Origin of the sequence: Massilia sp. 2TAF26 (genome assembly GCF_052115005.1) — a bacterium.
Lineage (GTDB): Bacteria > Pseudomonadota > Gammaproteobacteria > Burkholderiales > Burkholderiaceae_D > Telluria.
The window spans coordinates 20,390-36,419 of the sequence record NZ_JBFRFV010000040.1; the positions used below are offsets into that span (position 1 = coordinate 20,390).

Annotated in this window: 16 protein-coding genes, 2 tRNA genes and 1 pseudogene; 11 read left to right on the forward strand and 8 right to left on the reverse strand. The window is 63.3% G+C overall.

Annotated elements, in window-relative coordinates:
- Window positions 1–139 precede the first annotated feature (139 nt).
- A complete protein-coding gene (ilvD, locus tag AB4Z32_RS25360; RefSeq protein WP_442124633.1) occupies window positions 140–2,002 on the forward strand; it encodes a dihydroxy-acid dehydratase in 1,863 nt (620 codons plus the stop codon).
- A 15-nt stretch (window positions 2,003–2,017) separates the two neighbouring features.
- On the opposite strand, the gene AB4Z32_RS25365 is transcribed toward ilvD, so the two are convergent.
- A complete protein-coding gene (locus tag AB4Z32_RS25365) occupies window positions 2,018–2,410 on the reverse strand; it encodes a hypothetical protein (protein WP_442124634.1) in 393 nt (130 codons plus the stop codon).
- Window positions 2,411–2,474: 64 nt separating this feature from the next.
- Between AB4Z32_RS25365 and AB4Z32_RS25370 the strand changes: the two genes are divergently transcribed.
- A tRNA-Lys gene (locus AB4Z32_RS25370) sits at window positions 2,475–2,550 on the forward strand.
- Between the two features lie 59 nt (window positions 2,551–2,609).
- Here the strand turns inward: AB4Z32_RS25370 and AB4Z32_RS25375 are convergent.
- The 3 genes from AB4Z32_RS25375 to AB4Z32_RS25385 form a co-directional block, all read right to left on the reverse strand.
- On the reverse strand, window positions 2,610–3,023 hold the full coding sequence (locus tag AB4Z32_RS25375) for a hypothetical protein (protein ID WP_442124635.1): 414 nt from the start codon (window positions 3,021–3,023) through the stop codon (window positions 2,610–2,612).
- 195 nt (window positions 3,024–3,218) lie between these two features.
- Window positions 3,219–3,953 (reverse strand): hypothetical protein, encoded by a 735-nt coding sequence (locus AB4Z32_RS25380; RefSeq protein WP_442124636.1) that lies wholly within the window; start codon window positions 3,951–3,953, stop codon window positions 3,219–3,221.
- A gap of 33 nt (window positions 3,954–3,986) precedes the next feature.
- A complete protein-coding gene (locus AB4Z32_RS25385; RefSeq protein WP_442124637.1) occupies window positions 3,987–4,733 on the reverse strand; it encodes a helix-turn-helix domain-containing protein in 747 nt (248 codons plus the stop codon).
- Window positions 4,734–4,920: 187 nt separating this feature from the next.
- Between AB4Z32_RS25385 and AB4Z32_RS25390 the strand changes: the two genes are divergently transcribed.
- Window positions 4,921–4,996, forward strand: a tRNA-Lys gene (locus AB4Z32_RS25390).
- A gap of 78 nt (window positions 4,997–5,074) precedes the next feature.
- Here AB4Z32_RS25390 and AB4Z32_RS25395 read toward each other — a convergent pair.
- Window positions 5,075–5,455 (reverse strand): GYD domain-containing protein, encoded by a 381-nt coding sequence (locus AB4Z32_RS25395; RefSeq protein ID WP_442124638.1) that lies wholly within the window; start codon window positions 5,453–5,455, stop codon window positions 5,075–5,077.
- Window positions 5,456–5,614: 159 nt separating this feature from the next.
- Here AB4Z32_RS25395 and AB4Z32_RS25400 point away from each other — a divergent pair, with 159 nt between their 5' ends.
- Window positions 5,615–6,253: an outer membrane beta-barrel protein gene (locus AB4Z32_RS25400; RefSeq protein ID WP_442124639.1), complete on the forward strand. Its 639-nt coding sequence runs from the start codon at window positions 5,615–5,617 to the stop codon at window positions 6,251–6,253.
- Between the two features lie 22 nt (window positions 6,254–6,275).
- Here the strand turns inward: AB4Z32_RS25400 and AB4Z32_RS25405 are convergent, their stop codons facing one another.
- The 3 genes from AB4Z32_RS25405 to AB4Z32_RS25415 all read right to left on the reverse strand — a co-directional run bounded on the left by AB4Z32_RS25405 (window position 6,276) and on the right by AB4Z32_RS25415 (window position 9,599).
- Window positions 6,276–8,090 carry a GspE/PulE family protein gene (locus tag AB4Z32_RS25405; protein ID WP_442124640.1) on the reverse strand — a complete coding sequence of 605 codons (1,815 nt, stop codon included), beginning with the start codon at window positions 8,088–8,090 and terminating at the stop codon, window positions 6,276–6,278.
- Window positions 8,091–8,094: 4 nt separating this feature from the next.
- Window positions 8,095–8,931 carry a spermidine synthase gene (locus AB4Z32_RS25410; RefSeq protein WP_442124641.1) on the reverse strand — a complete coding sequence of 279 codons (837 nt, stop codon included), beginning with the start codon at window positions 8,929–8,931 and terminating at the stop codon, window positions 8,095–8,097.
- 152 nt (window positions 8,932–9,083) lie between these two features.
- Window positions 9,084–9,599 carry a glycine zipper 2TM domain-containing protein gene (locus AB4Z32_RS25415; protein WP_442124642.1) on the reverse strand — a complete coding sequence of 172 codons (516 nt, stop codon included), beginning with the start codon at window positions 9,597–9,599 and terminating at the stop codon, window positions 9,084–9,086.
- A 320-nt stretch (window positions 9,600–9,919) separates the two neighbouring features.
- Between AB4Z32_RS25415 and AB4Z32_RS25420 the strand changes: the two genes are divergently transcribed.
- From AB4Z32_RS25420 to AB4Z32_RS25450, 7 genes and pseudogenes are all read left to right on the forward strand, one after another.
- Window positions 9,920–10,369 carry a barstar family protein gene (locus tag AB4Z32_RS25420; protein ID WP_442124643.1) on the forward strand — a complete coding sequence of 150 codons (450 nt, stop codon included), beginning with the start codon at window positions 9,920–9,922 and terminating at the stop codon, window positions 10,367–10,369.
- 222 nt (window positions 10,370–10,591) lie between these two features.
- A complete protein-coding gene (gene purN / locus AB4Z32_RS25425; protein WP_442124644.1) occupies window positions 10,592–11,209 on the forward strand; it encodes a phosphoribosylglycinamide formyltransferase in 618 nt (205 codons plus the stop codon).
- Window positions 11,210–11,224: 15 nt separating this feature from the next.
- Window positions 11,225–12,535, forward strand: a complete 1,311-nt coding sequence (locus AB4Z32_RS25430) for an RsmB/NOP family class I SAM-dependent RNA methyltransferase (protein ID WP_442124645.1) — start codon at window positions 11,225–11,227, stop codon at window positions 12,533–12,535.
- A 5-nt stretch (window positions 12,536–12,540) separates the two neighbouring features.
- Window positions 12,541–13,872, forward strand: coding sequence for a mechanosensitive ion channel family protein (locus AB4Z32_RS25435; RefSeq protein WP_442124646.1), 1,332 nt, complete (start codon window positions 12,541–12,543; stop codon window positions 13,870–13,872).
- Between the two features lie 118 nt (window positions 13,873–13,990).
- Complete coding sequence (locus tag AB4Z32_RS25440) at window positions 13,991–15,202, forward strand: DesA family fatty acid desaturase (protein WP_442124647.1); 1,212 nt, start codon at window positions 13,991–13,993, stop codon at window positions 15,200–15,202.
- 199 nt (window positions 15,203–15,401) lie between these two features.
- On the forward strand, window positions 15,402–15,632 hold the full coding sequence (locus AB4Z32_RS25445; protein WP_442124648.1) for a hypothetical protein: 231 nt from the start codon (window positions 15,402–15,404) through the stop codon (window positions 15,630–15,632).
- A 49-nt stretch (window positions 15,633–15,681) separates the two neighbouring features.
- Window positions 15,682–16,030: pseudogene (locus AB4Z32_RS25450) on the forward strand (GGDEF domain-containing protein); the annotation flags it as partial.

Genomic DNA, 16,030 nt, shown 5'->3' on the forward strand with positions numbered 1-16,030 from the left:
GACCTTTCGTGTGGGAAATTGATTCTAGCTCGACTGTGATACGAAAAAAGAATCACACAGCAATAAATCGTGTATTGGACAAATCACAGGACCTGCGGCACTCTGGTCGTTCATTCGATCGCCGTTCCGAGGAGACAGCATGCCGACCTACCGTTCCCGTACCACCACCCAGGGCCGCAACATGGCCGGCGCCCGTGCCCTGTGGCGCGCCACCGGCATGAAGGATGGCGACTTCGAGAAACCGATCGTTGCCGTGGTCAACTCCTTCACCCAGTTCGTGCCCGGCCACGTGCACCTGAAGGACCTCGGCCAGATGGTCGCCCGCGAGATCGAGGCGGCCGGTGGCGTGGCGAAGGAATTCAACACCATCGCCGTCGACGACGGCATCGCCATGGGCCACGGCGGCATGCTGTACTCGCTGCCTTCGCGCGACCTGATCGCCGACTCGGTCGAGTACATGGTCAACGCCCACTGCGCCGACGCCATGGTCTGCATCTCGAACTGCGACAAGATCACCCCGGGCATGCTGATGGCCGCGATGCGCCTGAACATCCCGGTGGTGTTCGTCTCCGGCGGCCCGATGGAAGCCGGCAAGGTCATCAAGACCGTCGACAACGGCCAGAAGATCATCAAGCTGGACCTGATCGACGCCATGATCAAGGCCGGCGACCCGACCCAGTCGGACGCCGACGTGCTCGAAGCCGAGCGCTCGGCCTGCCCGACCTGCGGTTCCTGCTCCGGCATGTTCACGGCCAATTCGATGAACTGCCTGGCCGAGGCCCTGGGCCTGGCGCTGCCCGGCAACGGCACCATCGTCGCCACCCACGCCGACCGCAAGGAACTGTTCCTGCGCGCCGGTCGCCTGATCGTCGACCTGGCCAAGCGCCATTATGAAGGCGACGATTACTCGATCCTGCCGCGCTCGATCGCCAGCAAGGCCGCCTTCGAGAACGCGATGACCCTGGACGTGGCGATGGGCGGCTCGACCAACACCGTGCTGCACCTGCTGGCCGCGGCCCACGAGGCGCAGGTCGAATTCACGATGGCCGACATCGACCGCATCTCGCGCAAGGTGCCCTGCCTGTGCAAGGTGGCGCCGATGACCGACAGGTACCACATCGAGGACGTGCACCGCGCCGGCGGCATCTATTCCATTCTGGGCGAACTGGCGCGCGCCGGCCTGCTCGACACCTCGGTCTCCACCGTGCACAGCCCGAGCCAGGGCGAGGCGATCGAGAAATACGACATCCGCCGCAGCGACGACCCCGCCGTGCATCGATTGTTCCGCGCAGCGCCGGGCGGCGTGCCGACCCAGGTCGCGTTCTCCCAGGCCGAGCGCTTCGAGGACAACGACATCGACCGCGCCAACGGCTGCATCCGCGACCTCGCGCACGCGTATTCGAAGGATGGCGGGCTGGCGGTCCTGTACGGGAACATCGCGGAGAAGGGCTGCATCGTGAAGACGGCCGGCGTCGACGAGAGCATCCTGAAGTTCTCCGGAAAGGCGCGCGTGTTCGAGAGCCAGGACGATGCCGTCGAAGCCATCCTCGGCGACCAGGTGGCGGCCGGCGACGTCGTCATCATCCGCTACGAAGGCCCGAAGGGCGGCCCCGGCATGCAGGAGATGCTGTACCCGACTTCGTACATCAAGTCCAAGGGCCTCGGCAAAGCCTGCGCGCTGTTCACCGACGGCCGCTTCTCGGGCGGCTCGTCCGGCCTGGTGATCGGCCACGCCTCGCCGGAAGCGGCGGAAGGCGGCGCGATCGGCCTGGTGGAAGAGGGCGACATGATCGACATCGACATCCCGAACCGCACCATCGACCTGCGCGTGTCGACCGAAGAGCTGGCGCATCGCCGCGCGAAGATGGAAGACCGCGGTGCCGGCGCCTGGCAGCCGGTCAAGCGCGAGCGCGTGGTGTCGCAGGCGCTGCAGGCGTATGCGGCGCTGACGACGTCCGCCGACCGCGGCGCGGTGCGCGATCTGTCGCAGCTGAAACGCTGATTCCGCTTCAGGCGCTCAGTCCAGGAAGCCGCGCCCCGGCAGCGGGCCCGTCGAGAACATTCGAGGCGGATGCCCGCCGGGCGCGCGGTAGTATTCGACCACGAGTCTCCGGCTGTCGTCGCTCTGAGGTGGCTGGAACTGGATCGAGATGTCACCGTCCGGGGATGCGAAGCGATCCGGCCCGACCAGCAGCAGCGGCTTTTCCTGGCCGGCGCCGATGCGGACGTAGAGCGTGTCCTCGAGGCTGAAGAGGTGGGCACGGTAGCCGTCGCTGAGGCCGTAGAGGCCTTCGGCCTCGGCGGCTTCCTGGGCGCTCGGCCGGCGAGGATAGTCGGTAGAAGTGGCGCAGCCTGCACCGCCCAGCAGGGCGACCAGGACGGGAAGTGAGGCGCATAGGTAAGCTCGCATGATTCCCCCAAGGTAAAAACTCTGGCGTAAATCAAAACGGCCCGCTATAATGCGTGCCTTCTTCGGGTCGTTAGCTCAGTTGGTAGAGCAGCGGACTTTTAATCCGTTGGTCGCTGGTTCGAGCCCAGCACGGCCTACCAAGATTCAAGAAAACGCCAGCCTTCGGGTTGGCGTTTTTTTTTCGGCTGCCGTGCCGGCGTCAGCGTTGCGCCAGGGTGGCCGTGACCACATACCTGACGGCCAGACGCTGGTCCGGCACATAGGTCATCAACATCTCGTCGCGGTTCTGGCCGCGATTGAAATCCATCGTCACATTGCCGTCACGTGAAACGAACTTGTCCGCCGAAACGGCAATCATCCGGATCGGACGCTGGCGGTCGATTTGCGCCACGATGCCGGTGGCCGCTTCGCCTACCTTCAGGCGCCAGCCGTTGGACATCGCGTAAAGGCCGGTAACCGCCTCGGTCTCGTCATCGCTGAGGCGGAATGGGGCCGTCACCTGCACCGTGGCGATCGATGCGGACGTGTCGGGTGGCGGATAATTGCTGGACTGGGCACCGACATTCGATGCCAGCAGCAGGGTGGCAGGAACTGCCAACAATGAGAGGCGCATGATCGCTCCTTCGCAAAACATCGGGGTTTACCGCGATACTGGTCTGACCAGGAGCGGTAAACCCAGTGTAGGACGATGCTCACCAGCCTCAAGCCATTTGCGAGGGCTATCACGAAACGGTCGCTATCCCGCAAAACCCAGATCAATAAGAAATGACCCAAAATTTGCGGATTTTGCTGGATTCTGTATCGTGATTCAGTCTTTCGAACCGGGGGTGATCGACTTGCTGACCTTGCCCTGCTCGTCCAGCATCCGGATCTCGGCTTTACCATCCGCGGAGACCAGCAGCAGCATGCGCGTGCGCCCTTTTGCATCCTTCAGCTGCAGGCTCGAATCCCTGTCGCGGGTATTGCCCAGCCAGATCCGGTTTTCGCTCAACCGCCCTTCGTCGGACAGCTTTTTCCAGTAAGCGCGCTGCTCCGCTTCCGTCAGCTTGCCGCTCTCCTGGCCGAAGCGCTCGATGTCAGACATCGAGGTTACCCTGAAGTTCGGTACATCGTTGATTTTGATACCCGTCATCTGGTGCGTGGCGCTGTCATTGTTCATCAGCTGCAGCGCCTGGTCCTGGCGGAAGCGGTCGAAGGTCAGCGAGAGCCCGGAAGAGATCCTGCCGTCGGCGTCGATGCTGCCCTTCTGGATCAGGCCGCCGTTTTCCGTGCCTTCCTCATTGATGAACAACATGCCGGCAAAGGAGCGGCGATCCGGACGCGCGCCTTCCTTCCCCTGCTGGAAATCGCCGGGAAACTGGGCCTTGTTGGAGATGACGATGCGCCTGGTGCCGTCGGGCTCGACGATATTGATGCGCCCGACGGTGATCTCGTCGAAGCTTTCGTGACGGAGCGGGCTCTTGGCGCCGGTCAGGGTCACGATGGCGGCCAGGGCGGCGGCCATGGTCGTGGCGCCGGCGAAGAAGCTGCGAATCTGCGACATTGGATCTCCCTGTTTTGATGAGTGACGCTGGTTTTAGTGAAGCTTGTTTTTCAGGCGGCGCAGCCGCCATTCGATGAACAGCCCGGCAAAACCGCAGACGAACACGATCGCGCCGAGGTATTGCAGGATGCGGTTGCCTGCCGCCTGCACATATTCCGTGTGGAGCAGGTCGAAGCGGCGGCGGCCCTTGTCCACCTTGTCGACATACACGGTGCCGCGGTAGTCCGGCGATTCCACGGTGATAGGCCTGGCCCGGCTCGACTGGAATTCCTGCAGCGCCTTCGCCATTTCTTCGTAACTGATGATCCTGGCCTGCATCTTGAGCAGCAGGATTTCCTTGTGCTTCTCGAAGATGTTTTCCGCCTCGCCCGGAAGAATCACGCCGGGCGATTCATACTTGTAGAGCCTGTTCGAAAAGAAGATGCCGTCGTTCGCCGCCAGCATCAGCGCAAACCCGAGCACCCAGGCTGCCGCCGAGCCGTACAGCCACTTCTTGGTATCGTTGACCTGTGCGACCACCGCATTGGCGCTGAACTGGCTGACGGCGGGGATATGCCGCAGCGTCGTCGCCAGCACGTCCTTGTCCACTTCCTTCAAAAATGCCGCCTCGTCCATTCCCAGTCCGGTAAGGATGGTCGCGAACATCTCTGCCGAGGGCACGGATTTGTCGTTTTCCAGCTTGGAGAGATAGGACTGCTCGATGCCTGCCGCCTGAGCAAATTGCGGCTGGGTCAGGCCTTGTTCGGTGCGGATCTGCTTGAGTCGTTCGCCAAAATTCATGACAACCTTTCCTGAACATCGTTGGAATGGCCGTATTCTTGGCTATTCATGCAAGACTTGGAAGATGAATATGCGCGAATAGTGATGAATTTGATAAAAACCCGGTTGCAGCGCCGACCGGAGATGGGCGCTCTGACGCGAAAGGGGCTTAGCAAAATACCGCCGAGCCGCTATAATGCCGGCCTTCGGGTCGTTAGCTCAGTTGGTAGAGCAGCGGACTTTTAATCCGTTGGTCGCTGGTTCGAGCCCAGCACGGCCTACCACGAATTCGCAGTAAAACAAGACGCCAGCCTTCGGGTTGGCGTTTTCGTTTGCGCAGCCATGCCAGGCCGATTTCCGTATCACGAACCGCCCGCCAGATGCCCGCCTTCGCCTTCCCAGTTGGCGACTTCATAGGGCAGGTCCTGGCCGGGTGGACGGTAGGTGCCGGTCCTGGTCACGGCCCGGTCGATTTCCTGGGCCGTCAGCAATACCGTGGTCTTGCAGCTGGTGACGCCGGCGGCGTTCACCCTGAGCGACAGGGCCGCGGCGCTCGTGTTGTCGGGCAGTTCGCCGATGATGATGACGTCCCTGTCGCCGAACACGTAATAGAAGGCTTCCACTGTGCCGCCGAGCGAGGCGAACAATTCGTCGACGGCCTCGCGCCGCCGCGTGCCGCCTTCCTTCATCAGGCCATTGATGCCTTTGCTGAGATAGTTCGCTTCCACGAGATACTTAGCCATGTCTGTCTCCATCCGGATGTCCAGCAATTGACCACTTCCCGCGCGCGGCGGCATACTATCCGCCGCATCGACGTATGTATGACGCTAACAATTCGTGACAGCTTTGGCAATAGCGAACTGTTATCCTTTTCCCGATCCAGGCAAAAGGGGGAAGAAGACATGAAAGCGTTCGGTTTCGCATTGGCCGCGGCGGCCTTGGCCGGCGGCAGCGCCCAGGCGCAACTGGCGGATCCGGCATCCCAGGCCCGGCTGCAGTCCATGCCTGCGCCGGAAGCCAAGGCATTCGCCAGGATCCCTGCGCCCTTCGAGCGCGCCTATGTGGTCAACGAGGGTGAGCATCCCTTTACCGGGCTGTTCGACGGCTGGCGCAGCGACCCACGCCTGGCCGCCGGCATCAACCTGAACCGCTATCTCGCGCTCGAGATGGGTTACCGCGAACGCAAGGACCGCGGCTTCCACGCGATCGACCCGCGCGATCCGCTGGATACGACCGGCGCCCTCGGCACCAAAGGTTTCCACAGCTATTTCTCGGTGAAGGCGACGGCGCCGATCACCGATAAATTGTCGGCCTACGGTAACCTGGGCATTGCCTACAGCGAGCGCCGCGGGGCCGATGCCCTGGGCAAGAACGAGCCGAACACCGACATCGGCCCCTACGCCAGGCTCGGCGCGCAGTACAAGCTGAACGACAAAGCCTCGGTGACCGTGGAAAGCCAGAACTTCGGCAACACGTCCCAGAAATGGGGCAATGACACCAATGCCAATGGCGTGAACGCCAAGCTGAAACTCGGCTTTTGAAGCGTTGGCGAGATCTGCGGTTCTACGACAGTGCGGACGTGACCTTTAACACCTCTTCCGCCGTCGTTACCCCTTCCACCACCTTGTAAGCACCGGCAATGCGCAGCGGTTTCATGCCGTCCGCGACGCTCTGCTGGCGCAGCGCCGCCAGGTCCGTCACTTCCTGGATCAGGTGGGTGAAGTTTTCCGTCACCGTCGCCAGTTCGTAGATGCCGGTGCGGCCGCGAAAGCCCGTCTGGCGGCACTCGGGACAGCCGACCGGGCGGTAGACCGTGGCCGGCTTCGGGATTTCCAGGGCCCCGACCATGCTGTTCCAGACGTCGTCGCTCAGTTCGCCGTCCGGGCTCTTGCAGTGCGCGCACAGGGTGCGCACCAGGCGCTGGGCCATGATGCCGCTCAGCGTCGAGCCCAGCAGGTACCAGGGCACGCCCAGTTCCAGCAGGCGCATCACGCTCGAGGGCGCGTCGTTGGTATGCAGGGTCGACAGCACCAGGTGGCCGGTCAGGGCCGCCTGGATCGCCATCTCGGCCGTCTCCAGGTCGCGGATCTCGCCGATCATGATGATGTCCGGGTCCTGGCGCATCAGCGCGCGCACGCCGTCGGCGAAGGACAGGTCGATGCCGGGCTGGACCTGCATCTGGTTGAAGGCCGCTTCCACCATCTCGATCGGGTCTTCGACCGTGCAGACGTTCACTTCGCTGGTGGCCAGCGCTTTCAGGGTCGTGTACAGGGTCGTGGTCTTGCCCGAGCCGGTCGGTCCCGTCACCAGGATGATGCCGTGGGGGCGCTTGGTGAGCGCGTCCCAGCGCCGCGCGTCGTCGGGCGGGAAGCCCAGTTCCGGCAGGGTTTTCACGACCACTTCCGGGTCGAAGATACGCATGACGAGCTTTTCGCCGAAGGCGGTCGGCATCGTGGATAGACGGAGCTCGACTTCCTGCCCGGGGTTTGAACCTGAATTGGTCCTGGTCTTGATGCGGCCGTCCTGCGGGCGGCGCTTTTCAATGACGTCCATCCGGCCCAGCAGCTTGATGCGGGCGGTCATCGCGATCATCACCACGGCCGGCACCTGATACACCTGGTGCAGCACGCCGTCGATGCGGAAGCGGATCACGCCGGATTCGCGCTTCGGCTCGAGGTGGATGTCGGAGGCGCGCTGGTCGAAGGCGTAGCTCCACAGCCAGTCGACGATGTTGACGATGTGCTGGTCGTTGGCGTCGACCTGCTTGTGCGTCTTGCCCAGTTCGACCAGTTGCTCGAAGTTGTTGCGCAGCGCGAGGTCCTGGCCGCTCGACTTGTTGGCGTCGCGGATCGACTTGGCCAGGCTGAAGAACTGGGAGATGTACTGGGCGATGTCGAGCGGATTGGCCAGCACCAGTTCGATGCGCCGGCGCGAGATGCGGGCGATCTCGTCCTGCCACTCGGTGTGGAAGGGATCGGCGGTCGCCACCACCAGGGCGTCGCCCTTGAGTTCGATCGGCAGGATGTTGAAGCGCGCCGCATAGCTGGCCGACATCACGTCCGCCACCTTCGTAAAATCGATCTTCAGCGGATCGATGCGGAGAAAGGGCAGGCCGACCTTGTCCGCACACCATTCGCTCAGTACGTCCAGGGTCAGCAGCCGGTGCGGCGGCCTGGCGGAGACGATCTTGCACTGGGCGACCGCCGTGAGCGGATGCATCGAGCCCACCGCATTCTTGAGGATGCCCTGGGCCTGCGCAAAGTGCGGCTTGACCGTCGATTTCTCGACGATGCCATCGGCCAGCAGCCACGAAAAGAGGGTCTGCAGGTCGAGCGCCCTGGGCCTGGTGGACTTCGATGCGGCGGTCGGGGCGTTCATGGCGTCAGCGTTTGTCGGCGGCGAGGGCTGCTTGCAGACCCTTGACCCAGGACTTGGCCGGCAGCTTGGTGGCGGCCACGATCTGCGCGGCGCGGGCCGCCAGGCGCTCGGAGTCGAGGTCTGGCTTGTTCTTGAAGCACAGCGCGACCACGTTGCCTTCGTGGACTTCGGGCAGGCAGATCACGGTGTCGAAGGCGAAGCGCATGGCCTTGATGTTCTTTTTAAAACTCGGATGATCGCCGAACAGGTTGACGGTCATGATGCCACCCTCGGCCAGGCAGGCGTTGCAGGCCTGGTAGAACTCGGGCGTGTCCAGCACCGGGCCGCGTGCGGTGGCGTCGTAGAGGTCGCACTGCAGGATGTCGAAGGCATCGTGGTTGGCGTCGTCCAGCACGAAGTCCATCGCATCCATTTCCAGCACCTGCAGGTGCTCGTCGTCGGAGGGCAGCTTGAACATCGACGAGCAGATCGCGATCACCGACGGATTCAGCTCGACCGCGGTGACCAGGGCTTGCGGGAACTGGCGGTAGCAGAACTTGGTCAATGTAGCGGCGCCCAGGCCCAGCTGGGCGATGGCGCGCGGCTGTTCGATGAACAGCATCCAGGCCATCATCTGCTGCGCGTATTCGAGTTCCGGCCAGTCCGGTTTGCGGATGCGCATCGCGCCCTGGACCCATTCGGTGCCGAAGTGCAGGTAGCGCACGCCGTCCTGTTCGGACAGGGTGACGGGAGCGAATTTCGGCTTGCGCGCGGCAGATTTGGTTTTCGATGCGGCGGCGGGCGCGGAAGCGGGGCGGCGCGAGGATTCGGCCAGTTCGATGGATTTGCGTTTGATGAGCATAGGACGACCTGAAGGGAACATCCTATTATCGGGGGGAGGCTTCCCCAGTGCAAGCAACGCACCGGGGAAGGGCAGCAGGCTGATGCTGCGGAGGCACTGACGACGCGGAAGAGGAGGGGGTCCGCCGCGCCGGTAGAACTTGTTGCCGAGGCTTACTGGTACTGGTCCGGCTCGACCGACACGCGCAGGCGGACGCGGTTGCCCGGATCGCGGTTCATGACGGTGTTGAAGGTCTGGCCGCGGTAGTTGTAGGTCACGTCGTAGCCGTTGGTGCGCTGTTCGACGGATTCCACGGTACGGCAGCGCTGCACGGCCTGTTCCTGGGTGCCGGCATAGCCGCCGCGGCCGTCGTTTTCGACGTGGTCGCCGACCATCGCACCGGCGATCGCACCGGCTGCCGCCGCGGCGACCTTGCCGTTGCCGCCGCCGACCTGGCTGCCCAGCAGGGCGCCGGCGATGCCGCCGACCACCGTGCCGCCCTGGCCGCGCTGCTGCTGGACCGGGGCTTGCACATAGTCGGTGCGGCATTCGCGGCGCGGGGTGCGGATCTGCTCGACGCGCGGCTGCACACGCACGACTTGGCCGAAATCTTCGAAGTCGCCAGCCTGGGCCAGCGGCAGGGCGCAGACGCCCACGGCGGAAAGAATCAGTTTGGCTTTGAAGTTCATGTTCATACCTCGTTTTGGTGTGCTTGTGTGCTTGGTGTTCTAAATTAGCTGGAAACTTACTGCCATGAGTGAATGTTACCGCTAGTCGACTGGATAGGGCGATCCTCGTGGCAACAAAATGTAACAGCCATGCAGATACGTCACAGAGTGGAAATCTGTGTAAAAAGCCTTAATTCAGGCTGAAAGAGCCCGACAATTCTTACAAATATGGCTTGCGCGTCCATATTCGGGTTGATCTGGATACCACAAAACGTTACCCTTACGGGACTAAGGGTTTTAACGGTGGGAAACTAGAGGGGAACTTGAGGATTGAGGGGAAAATGAGTTTGTTGATGAGAGTGCCGCCTAATCTTGTGCAGTCGATCCGTGCCTATCGTGCCACGGAACTGCAGAAGGAAGCAGGCCGCCTTGGCCATCACTTCCTCTATGCGCATTGCGCCAACGCCCTCACCAAGCAGCAAGTCTGCGCCCGCATCGGCGAGCAGTTCACCTTCCCCCGCCAGTGCAGCAAGAATTTCGAGGCGTTGCGTAATTGCATCACCAACGTGATCGCCGAAGCCGGGCCGCAGCCCGGTTTCATCGCCGTCCTCGACCAATTGCCGAATACGCAAAAATTCGACAAGGAAGCCCGCGAAACCCTGCTCGACGTTTTTCGCGACGCCGCCGAATTCTGGGCCGAGAAAAAAGTCCCGTTCCGCGTGTTTTATTCGTTTGAAGAGCCGCAGTCGCTGCAATCGGTGGGTTGGGTTGGGGCGCGGCCGTTTGAATAATTGCCGCGGCGTGTGAACGGCTGGCGGCATATAAACGTACGGCCTGCGGCATATAAACGTACGGCCTGCGGCATATAAACGTCGTCCCCGCGAAGGCGGGGATCCAAGTTCTGCTTGAGCTAACGAAACGCCTGCAATCTTGGGTCCCCGCCTGCGCGGGGACGACGTTTCCGGCAATGTCGGGGACGACGCGGGAGCGTCGCCGGGTTACAATGCGCGCTTATGAAAAATATCGTGATCCTTATTTCTGGCCGCGGCAGCAATATGGAAGCCATCGTGCGGGCGCGCGAAGCGCAGCAGTGGCCGGCCCGCATCGCCGCCGTGATCAGCAATAAGCCTGACGCCCAAGGTCTCGCGTTCGCGCAGGCGCACGGCATTCCGACCGCGGTGGTCGACCACAAGGCCTACGCTTCGCGCGAAGCCTTCGACGCGGCCCTGCAGCAGACCATCGACGGCTACCAGGCAGACCTGGTGGTGCTGGCCGGCTTCATGCGTATCCTGACCGGCGGCTTCGTCGAGCACTACGCCGGCCGCATGTTGAATATCCATCCTTCGCTGCTGCCGCTGTTCCCCGGACTGCACACGCACCGGCAGGCCTTGACAGCGGGCGTGGCGGAGCATGGCGCCACCGTGCATTTCGTCACCGCCGAGCTGGACCACGGCCCGAGCGTGCTGCAGGCGCGCATCCCCGTGCTGCCGGGCGACACGGAGGACAGCCTGGCGCAGCGCCTGCTGGCCGAGGAACACATCATTTATCCGCAAGCGGTGCGCCTGTTCGTCGAAGACAGGCTCAGCATCGCCGACGGCGAAGTCCGCATCGCCGAGACCACCAGTATTTAAAATTCAAGGAATTACATGAGATTGCCACCCGCGATCCTCGGCAATGCTGAAGAAGTATTGCGCGAGATCCTGCGCTTCACGTCGCCGGCCGACGTCACCCTGTCGCGCTACTTCAAGGACCATCCCCGCCTGGGCGGCCGCGAGCGCGGCGCCATCGCCGAATGCGTCTATTCCGTCCTGCGCAACAAGAACTTCTTCACCGAATTCGGCGGCTTCGGCACCGGCGCCAGCGCCACCATGCGTCGCCTGGTCCTGCTCGGCATGGCCGACGCTGTCGGCGCCGAGTCGCTGGGCGGCCTGAGCGAAGATGAAAACGCCTTCCTGGAACGCATCAAGGAAATCGACCGTTCGCTGCTGCCGCCGAAGAAGCTCGCCAACCTGCCGGACTGGCTGTACGACAAGTTCGTGGCCCAGTACGGCGAGGAAGAGACCCTGCAACTGGCCGCCGTGCTGAACACGCCGGCGCCGCTCGACCTGCGCGTCAACACCCTGAAGGCCGACCGCGAGAAAGTCATCGCCGAACTGGCGACCGCCCCGATCATCGCCGAGCCGACGCCGTATGCGCCGACTGGCCTGCGCATCCGCAAGAAGCCGGCGCTGCAGAACCTGCCGCTGTTCAAGGAAGGCGCGATCGAAGTCCAGGACGAGGGCAGCCAGGTGCTGGCCCAGCTGCTGGGCGCGCGCCGCGGCGAGATGGTGGTCGACTTCTGCGCCGGTGCCGGCGGCAAGACCCTGGCCATCGGCGCCATCATGCGCAGCTCCGGCCGCCTGTATGCCTTCGACGTCTCCGAGAAGCGTTTGAGCAAGCTGAAGCCGCGCCTGGCGCGCAGCGGCCTGTCGAACGTGCACCCGGTGGTGATCGCGCACGAGCGCGACGCCAAGGTCAAGCGCCTGGCCGGCAAGATCGACCGCGTGCTGGTCGACGCGCCGTGCTCGGGCATGGGCACGCTGCGCCGCAATCCGGACGTGAAATGGCGCCAGCAGCCGGAAGACATCGCCGAGCTGACCGCGAAGCAGATCTCGATCCTCGACGGCGCCTCGCGCCTGGTGAAGTTCGGCGGCCGCCTGGTCTATGCGACCTGCAGCCTGCTGGATGAGGAAAACGACGGCATCGTCGCGCAATTCCTGGCCAGCCATCCGGACTTCGAGCTGGTGCCGATGAGCAAGGTACTGCTTGAGCAGCGCATTCCGCTGGAAATGGGCGACACGCTGAAAATGCTGCCGCACAAGCACGGCACCGACGGCTTCTTCGCCGCCGTGTTCGAGCGCAAGGCCGGCGCCAAGCCTGCCAAGGCGGATGAGGCCGCTGCCGAAGCCGACGAGTAAGCACCTTGGCGCCGTTGCAGCTCTCCAGCCTGATCGACAATCTGCTCGATGACCTCAGCCGGCCCGGCATGCCGTGGCAGGTCGGGTCGGTCGCGGCCAGCATCCTGATCGGCTGGCTGTGCACGGGGCTGCTGCAGGCCTGGTGGCGCCGGCGCCGCACCGCGCGCGGGATCACGCGCCACGAAGGCGTCGCCAGCCTGGCACGGGTGGCCGCGCCGCTGCTGGTGGTGGGGCTGCTCTACCTGTCCGCCTGGCTGCTGGACATGAACCGCTTCCACACGAATATCGTGAAGGTGGCGATTCCGGTGTTCTGGTCGCTGGTGGTGATCCGCGCCGCCTTCTTCCTGCTGCGGCGCGTGTTCGCGCGCCATGGCCAGCTGGGCGAGGCCTTCGTCACCTTCGAAAAAGTCTTCGCCCTGATCGTGTGGGCGGCGGTGGCGCTGTACATCACCGGCAAGTGGCCGGACATCATCCATTACCTGTACAGCACCACCTTGCAGTACGGCCCCAAGACCAGCAACAAGGTGCTGCTGGGCGACGTGCTGGAAGCCGTGATCTCGATCGCGGTGCTGCTGATGCTGGCACTGTGGGCCGGCGCGGCGCTGGAAGAACGCCTGATGGGCGTGCAGGCCCTGCACAGTTCGCTGCGCGTGGCGCTGGCGCGGGTCAGCCGCGCCGTGCTGATCGTCGGCGCCGTGCTGCTGAGCCTGAGCCAGGCCGGCCTCGACCTCACCGTGCTGTCGGTGTTCGGCGGCGCCCTCGGCGTCGGCCTGGGTCTGGGCCTGCAGCGCATCGCCAGCAACTATGTGTCGGGTTTCATCATCCTGCTCGAGCGCAGCCTCTCGATCGGCGACATGATCTCGGTCGACAAATACACCGGCAAGGTTACCCAGATCAACACCCGCTACACGGTGCTGCAGGGCCTGGACGGCGTGGAAACCGTGCTGCCGAACGAGATGCTGATCTCGGGGCCGGTGCTGAACCAGACGCTCAGCATGCGCGCGGTGCGGGCCTCGACCAAGCTCATGGTGGCCTACGGCTCCGACCTCGACGAGGTGATGCCGCTGCTGGCGGCCCAGGCCGTCGGCATCCCGCGGGTGCTGGCAACGCCGGCGCCGGGTGTATCGCTGAGCCGTTTCGCGCCGGAAGGCTACGAGCTCGACCTGGGCTTCTGGATCGGCGATCCGGAGAACGGGCAGGGCGGTGTGGTGGCCGCCATCAACAAGAAGATTTACGACCTGGTGCAATCCGGGCAGATCAAACTTGGCATCCCGTCACTTGATACTCGCCTCCTTGATGCGCATATAGCATCGGTTGTGGCGCGGATCCACAATTAAGCCTGAACTCCTTGCTGCAGAACGTGCCGCAGGTCACTGGATACGCGTAAAATGCGTATTTGCGTCATGCGGTTCGTATGACATCTCGGCGAACCAAGCCATCCATTGTGGAGTGTTAATGAATTTTCTGAGCAACATCTTCGAAGCTGTCCTGTCCTTCCTGGACGGTGGCTTGTCCGACCTGTCGGGTTGGCAGATGGTTGTGTACACGCTGATCGTGACCCACATCACGATCGCCGGCGTCACCATCTACCTGCATCGTCACCAGGCTCACCGGGCGCTCGACCTGCACCCGATCGTGAGCCATTTCTTCCGCTTCTGGCTGTGGCTGACCACTGGCCAGGTGACCAAGGAATGGGCCGCCGTGCACCGCAAGCACCACGCCAAGTGCGAGACCGTCGAAGATCCGCACAGCCCGGTCACCCGCGGCATCAAGAAAGTGCTGCTGGAAGGCGCCGAACTGTATCGCGCGGAGACCAAGAACAAGGAAACCCTGGAAAAATACGGCCACGGCTGCCCGAACGACTGGATCGAGAACAATCTGTACACCAAGTACAGCTGGCTGGGCGTGTCGATCCTGCTGCCGTTTAACGTGATGATGTTCGGCGTGGCCGGCATCACGATCTGGGCCGTGCAGATGCTGTGGATCCCGATCACCGCGGCCGGCATCATCAACGGCCTGGGCCACTACACCGGCTACCGCAACTACGACTGCAACGATGCCGCCACCAACCTGCTGCCCTGGGGCATCCTGATCGGCGGCGAGGAACTGCACAACAACCACCACACCTTCGCGACCTCGGCCAAGCTGTCGAGCAAGTGGTACGAGTTCGACATCGGCTACGCCTACATCCGCATGATGGAAATGGTCGGCCTGGCCAAGGTCAAGAAGACCATTCCGAAGCCGAAGCTGGCCAAGAACAAGCTGGAAGCCGACCTCGACACGCTGCAGTCCGTCATCACCAACCGCTACGACGTGATGGCCAAGTACGCCAAGTCGGTCAAGGCTGCCTTCCGCGAGGAAGTCGAGCACCTGAAGCACAAGGCCGAGCTGGAATCGCGTTTCCTGAAGACCTCGCGCAAGCTGATGCAGCGCGAGCCGGCCAAGCTGCAGGCGCCGCAGCAGGCCCAGCTGAGCGAACTGTTCGAACACAGCAAGGTGCTGGAAACCATGCACCAGATGCGCGTGGAACTGGGCGCGATCTGGGAACGCTCGCACTCGACCCGCGACCAGCTGCTGCATCAGCTGCAGGACTGGTGCACGCGTGCGGAGGCTTCGGGCATCAAGGCGCTGCAGGAGTTTTCGCTGCGCTTGCGCAGTTACGCGTAAGCCTGCAAGCGCTTTCCATCGAACGCCCCTGCCCAGGGGCGTTTTTCATTCCAGGCCGGCGTTATTTGAAACGCGGGCAAAAGTGCTGGTGGATCGCAGGCCAGGCGCGTATATTGGCCGGAAGCCAAAAGGCCTGGCGGGCAGGCTGTCCCTCCATGCAACTTTCGTTCCGCTTGATTGTCGGGAAAGACGCGTATTCATGAACGAGCGCCAACGACGTACCGACGAAGCCACCGCGAACGCTGTCGCACGCGGCTTGAACATCCTGGGTGTACGCAACGCCGCGCTAGCCCAGCGCTATATGCGCCACATGGGCGTGCCCGACGCGGTTATTGCCCGCGTGATTGCCGAACCGGAAGCGCGCCGCCGTGAGAGCGTCGGACAATCCGTGTCGGAAGCGATTACACCGTCGCCCGCGGGCGACCCATGAATCCCGTGCCCCCGGTACGCCGCGTATGAACGTGACAGTCAGGCCATTCATGAAACACGACACCGAATCCCAGCTCGAGCCAGGAAAATTGTATGCGCTGTTGACCATGGCGCGCGAGCTGTTGCAAACCGATGAAGCCGTGAGCGTACTTGAGTTGATAGGGCAGAACATCGCCGAGCTGTCCCATGCCAGCTCGGCCTTGCTGCTGGTATCCGCCGACGACGAGAACATCATTGCTTTCGACCGTTTCGGAAAGCCACGCACCGCATTACATGACCACCCCTGGTACGAGGCGGCTGCCGCAATGCTGGCGGAGCCCCGCGGCGCCGGCTCCGGCCGGGCTGCCGCGATCCGGCCGGCGGCGCGGCGGCTCGGCCAGCGGGTGCTGGCGCTGGGCG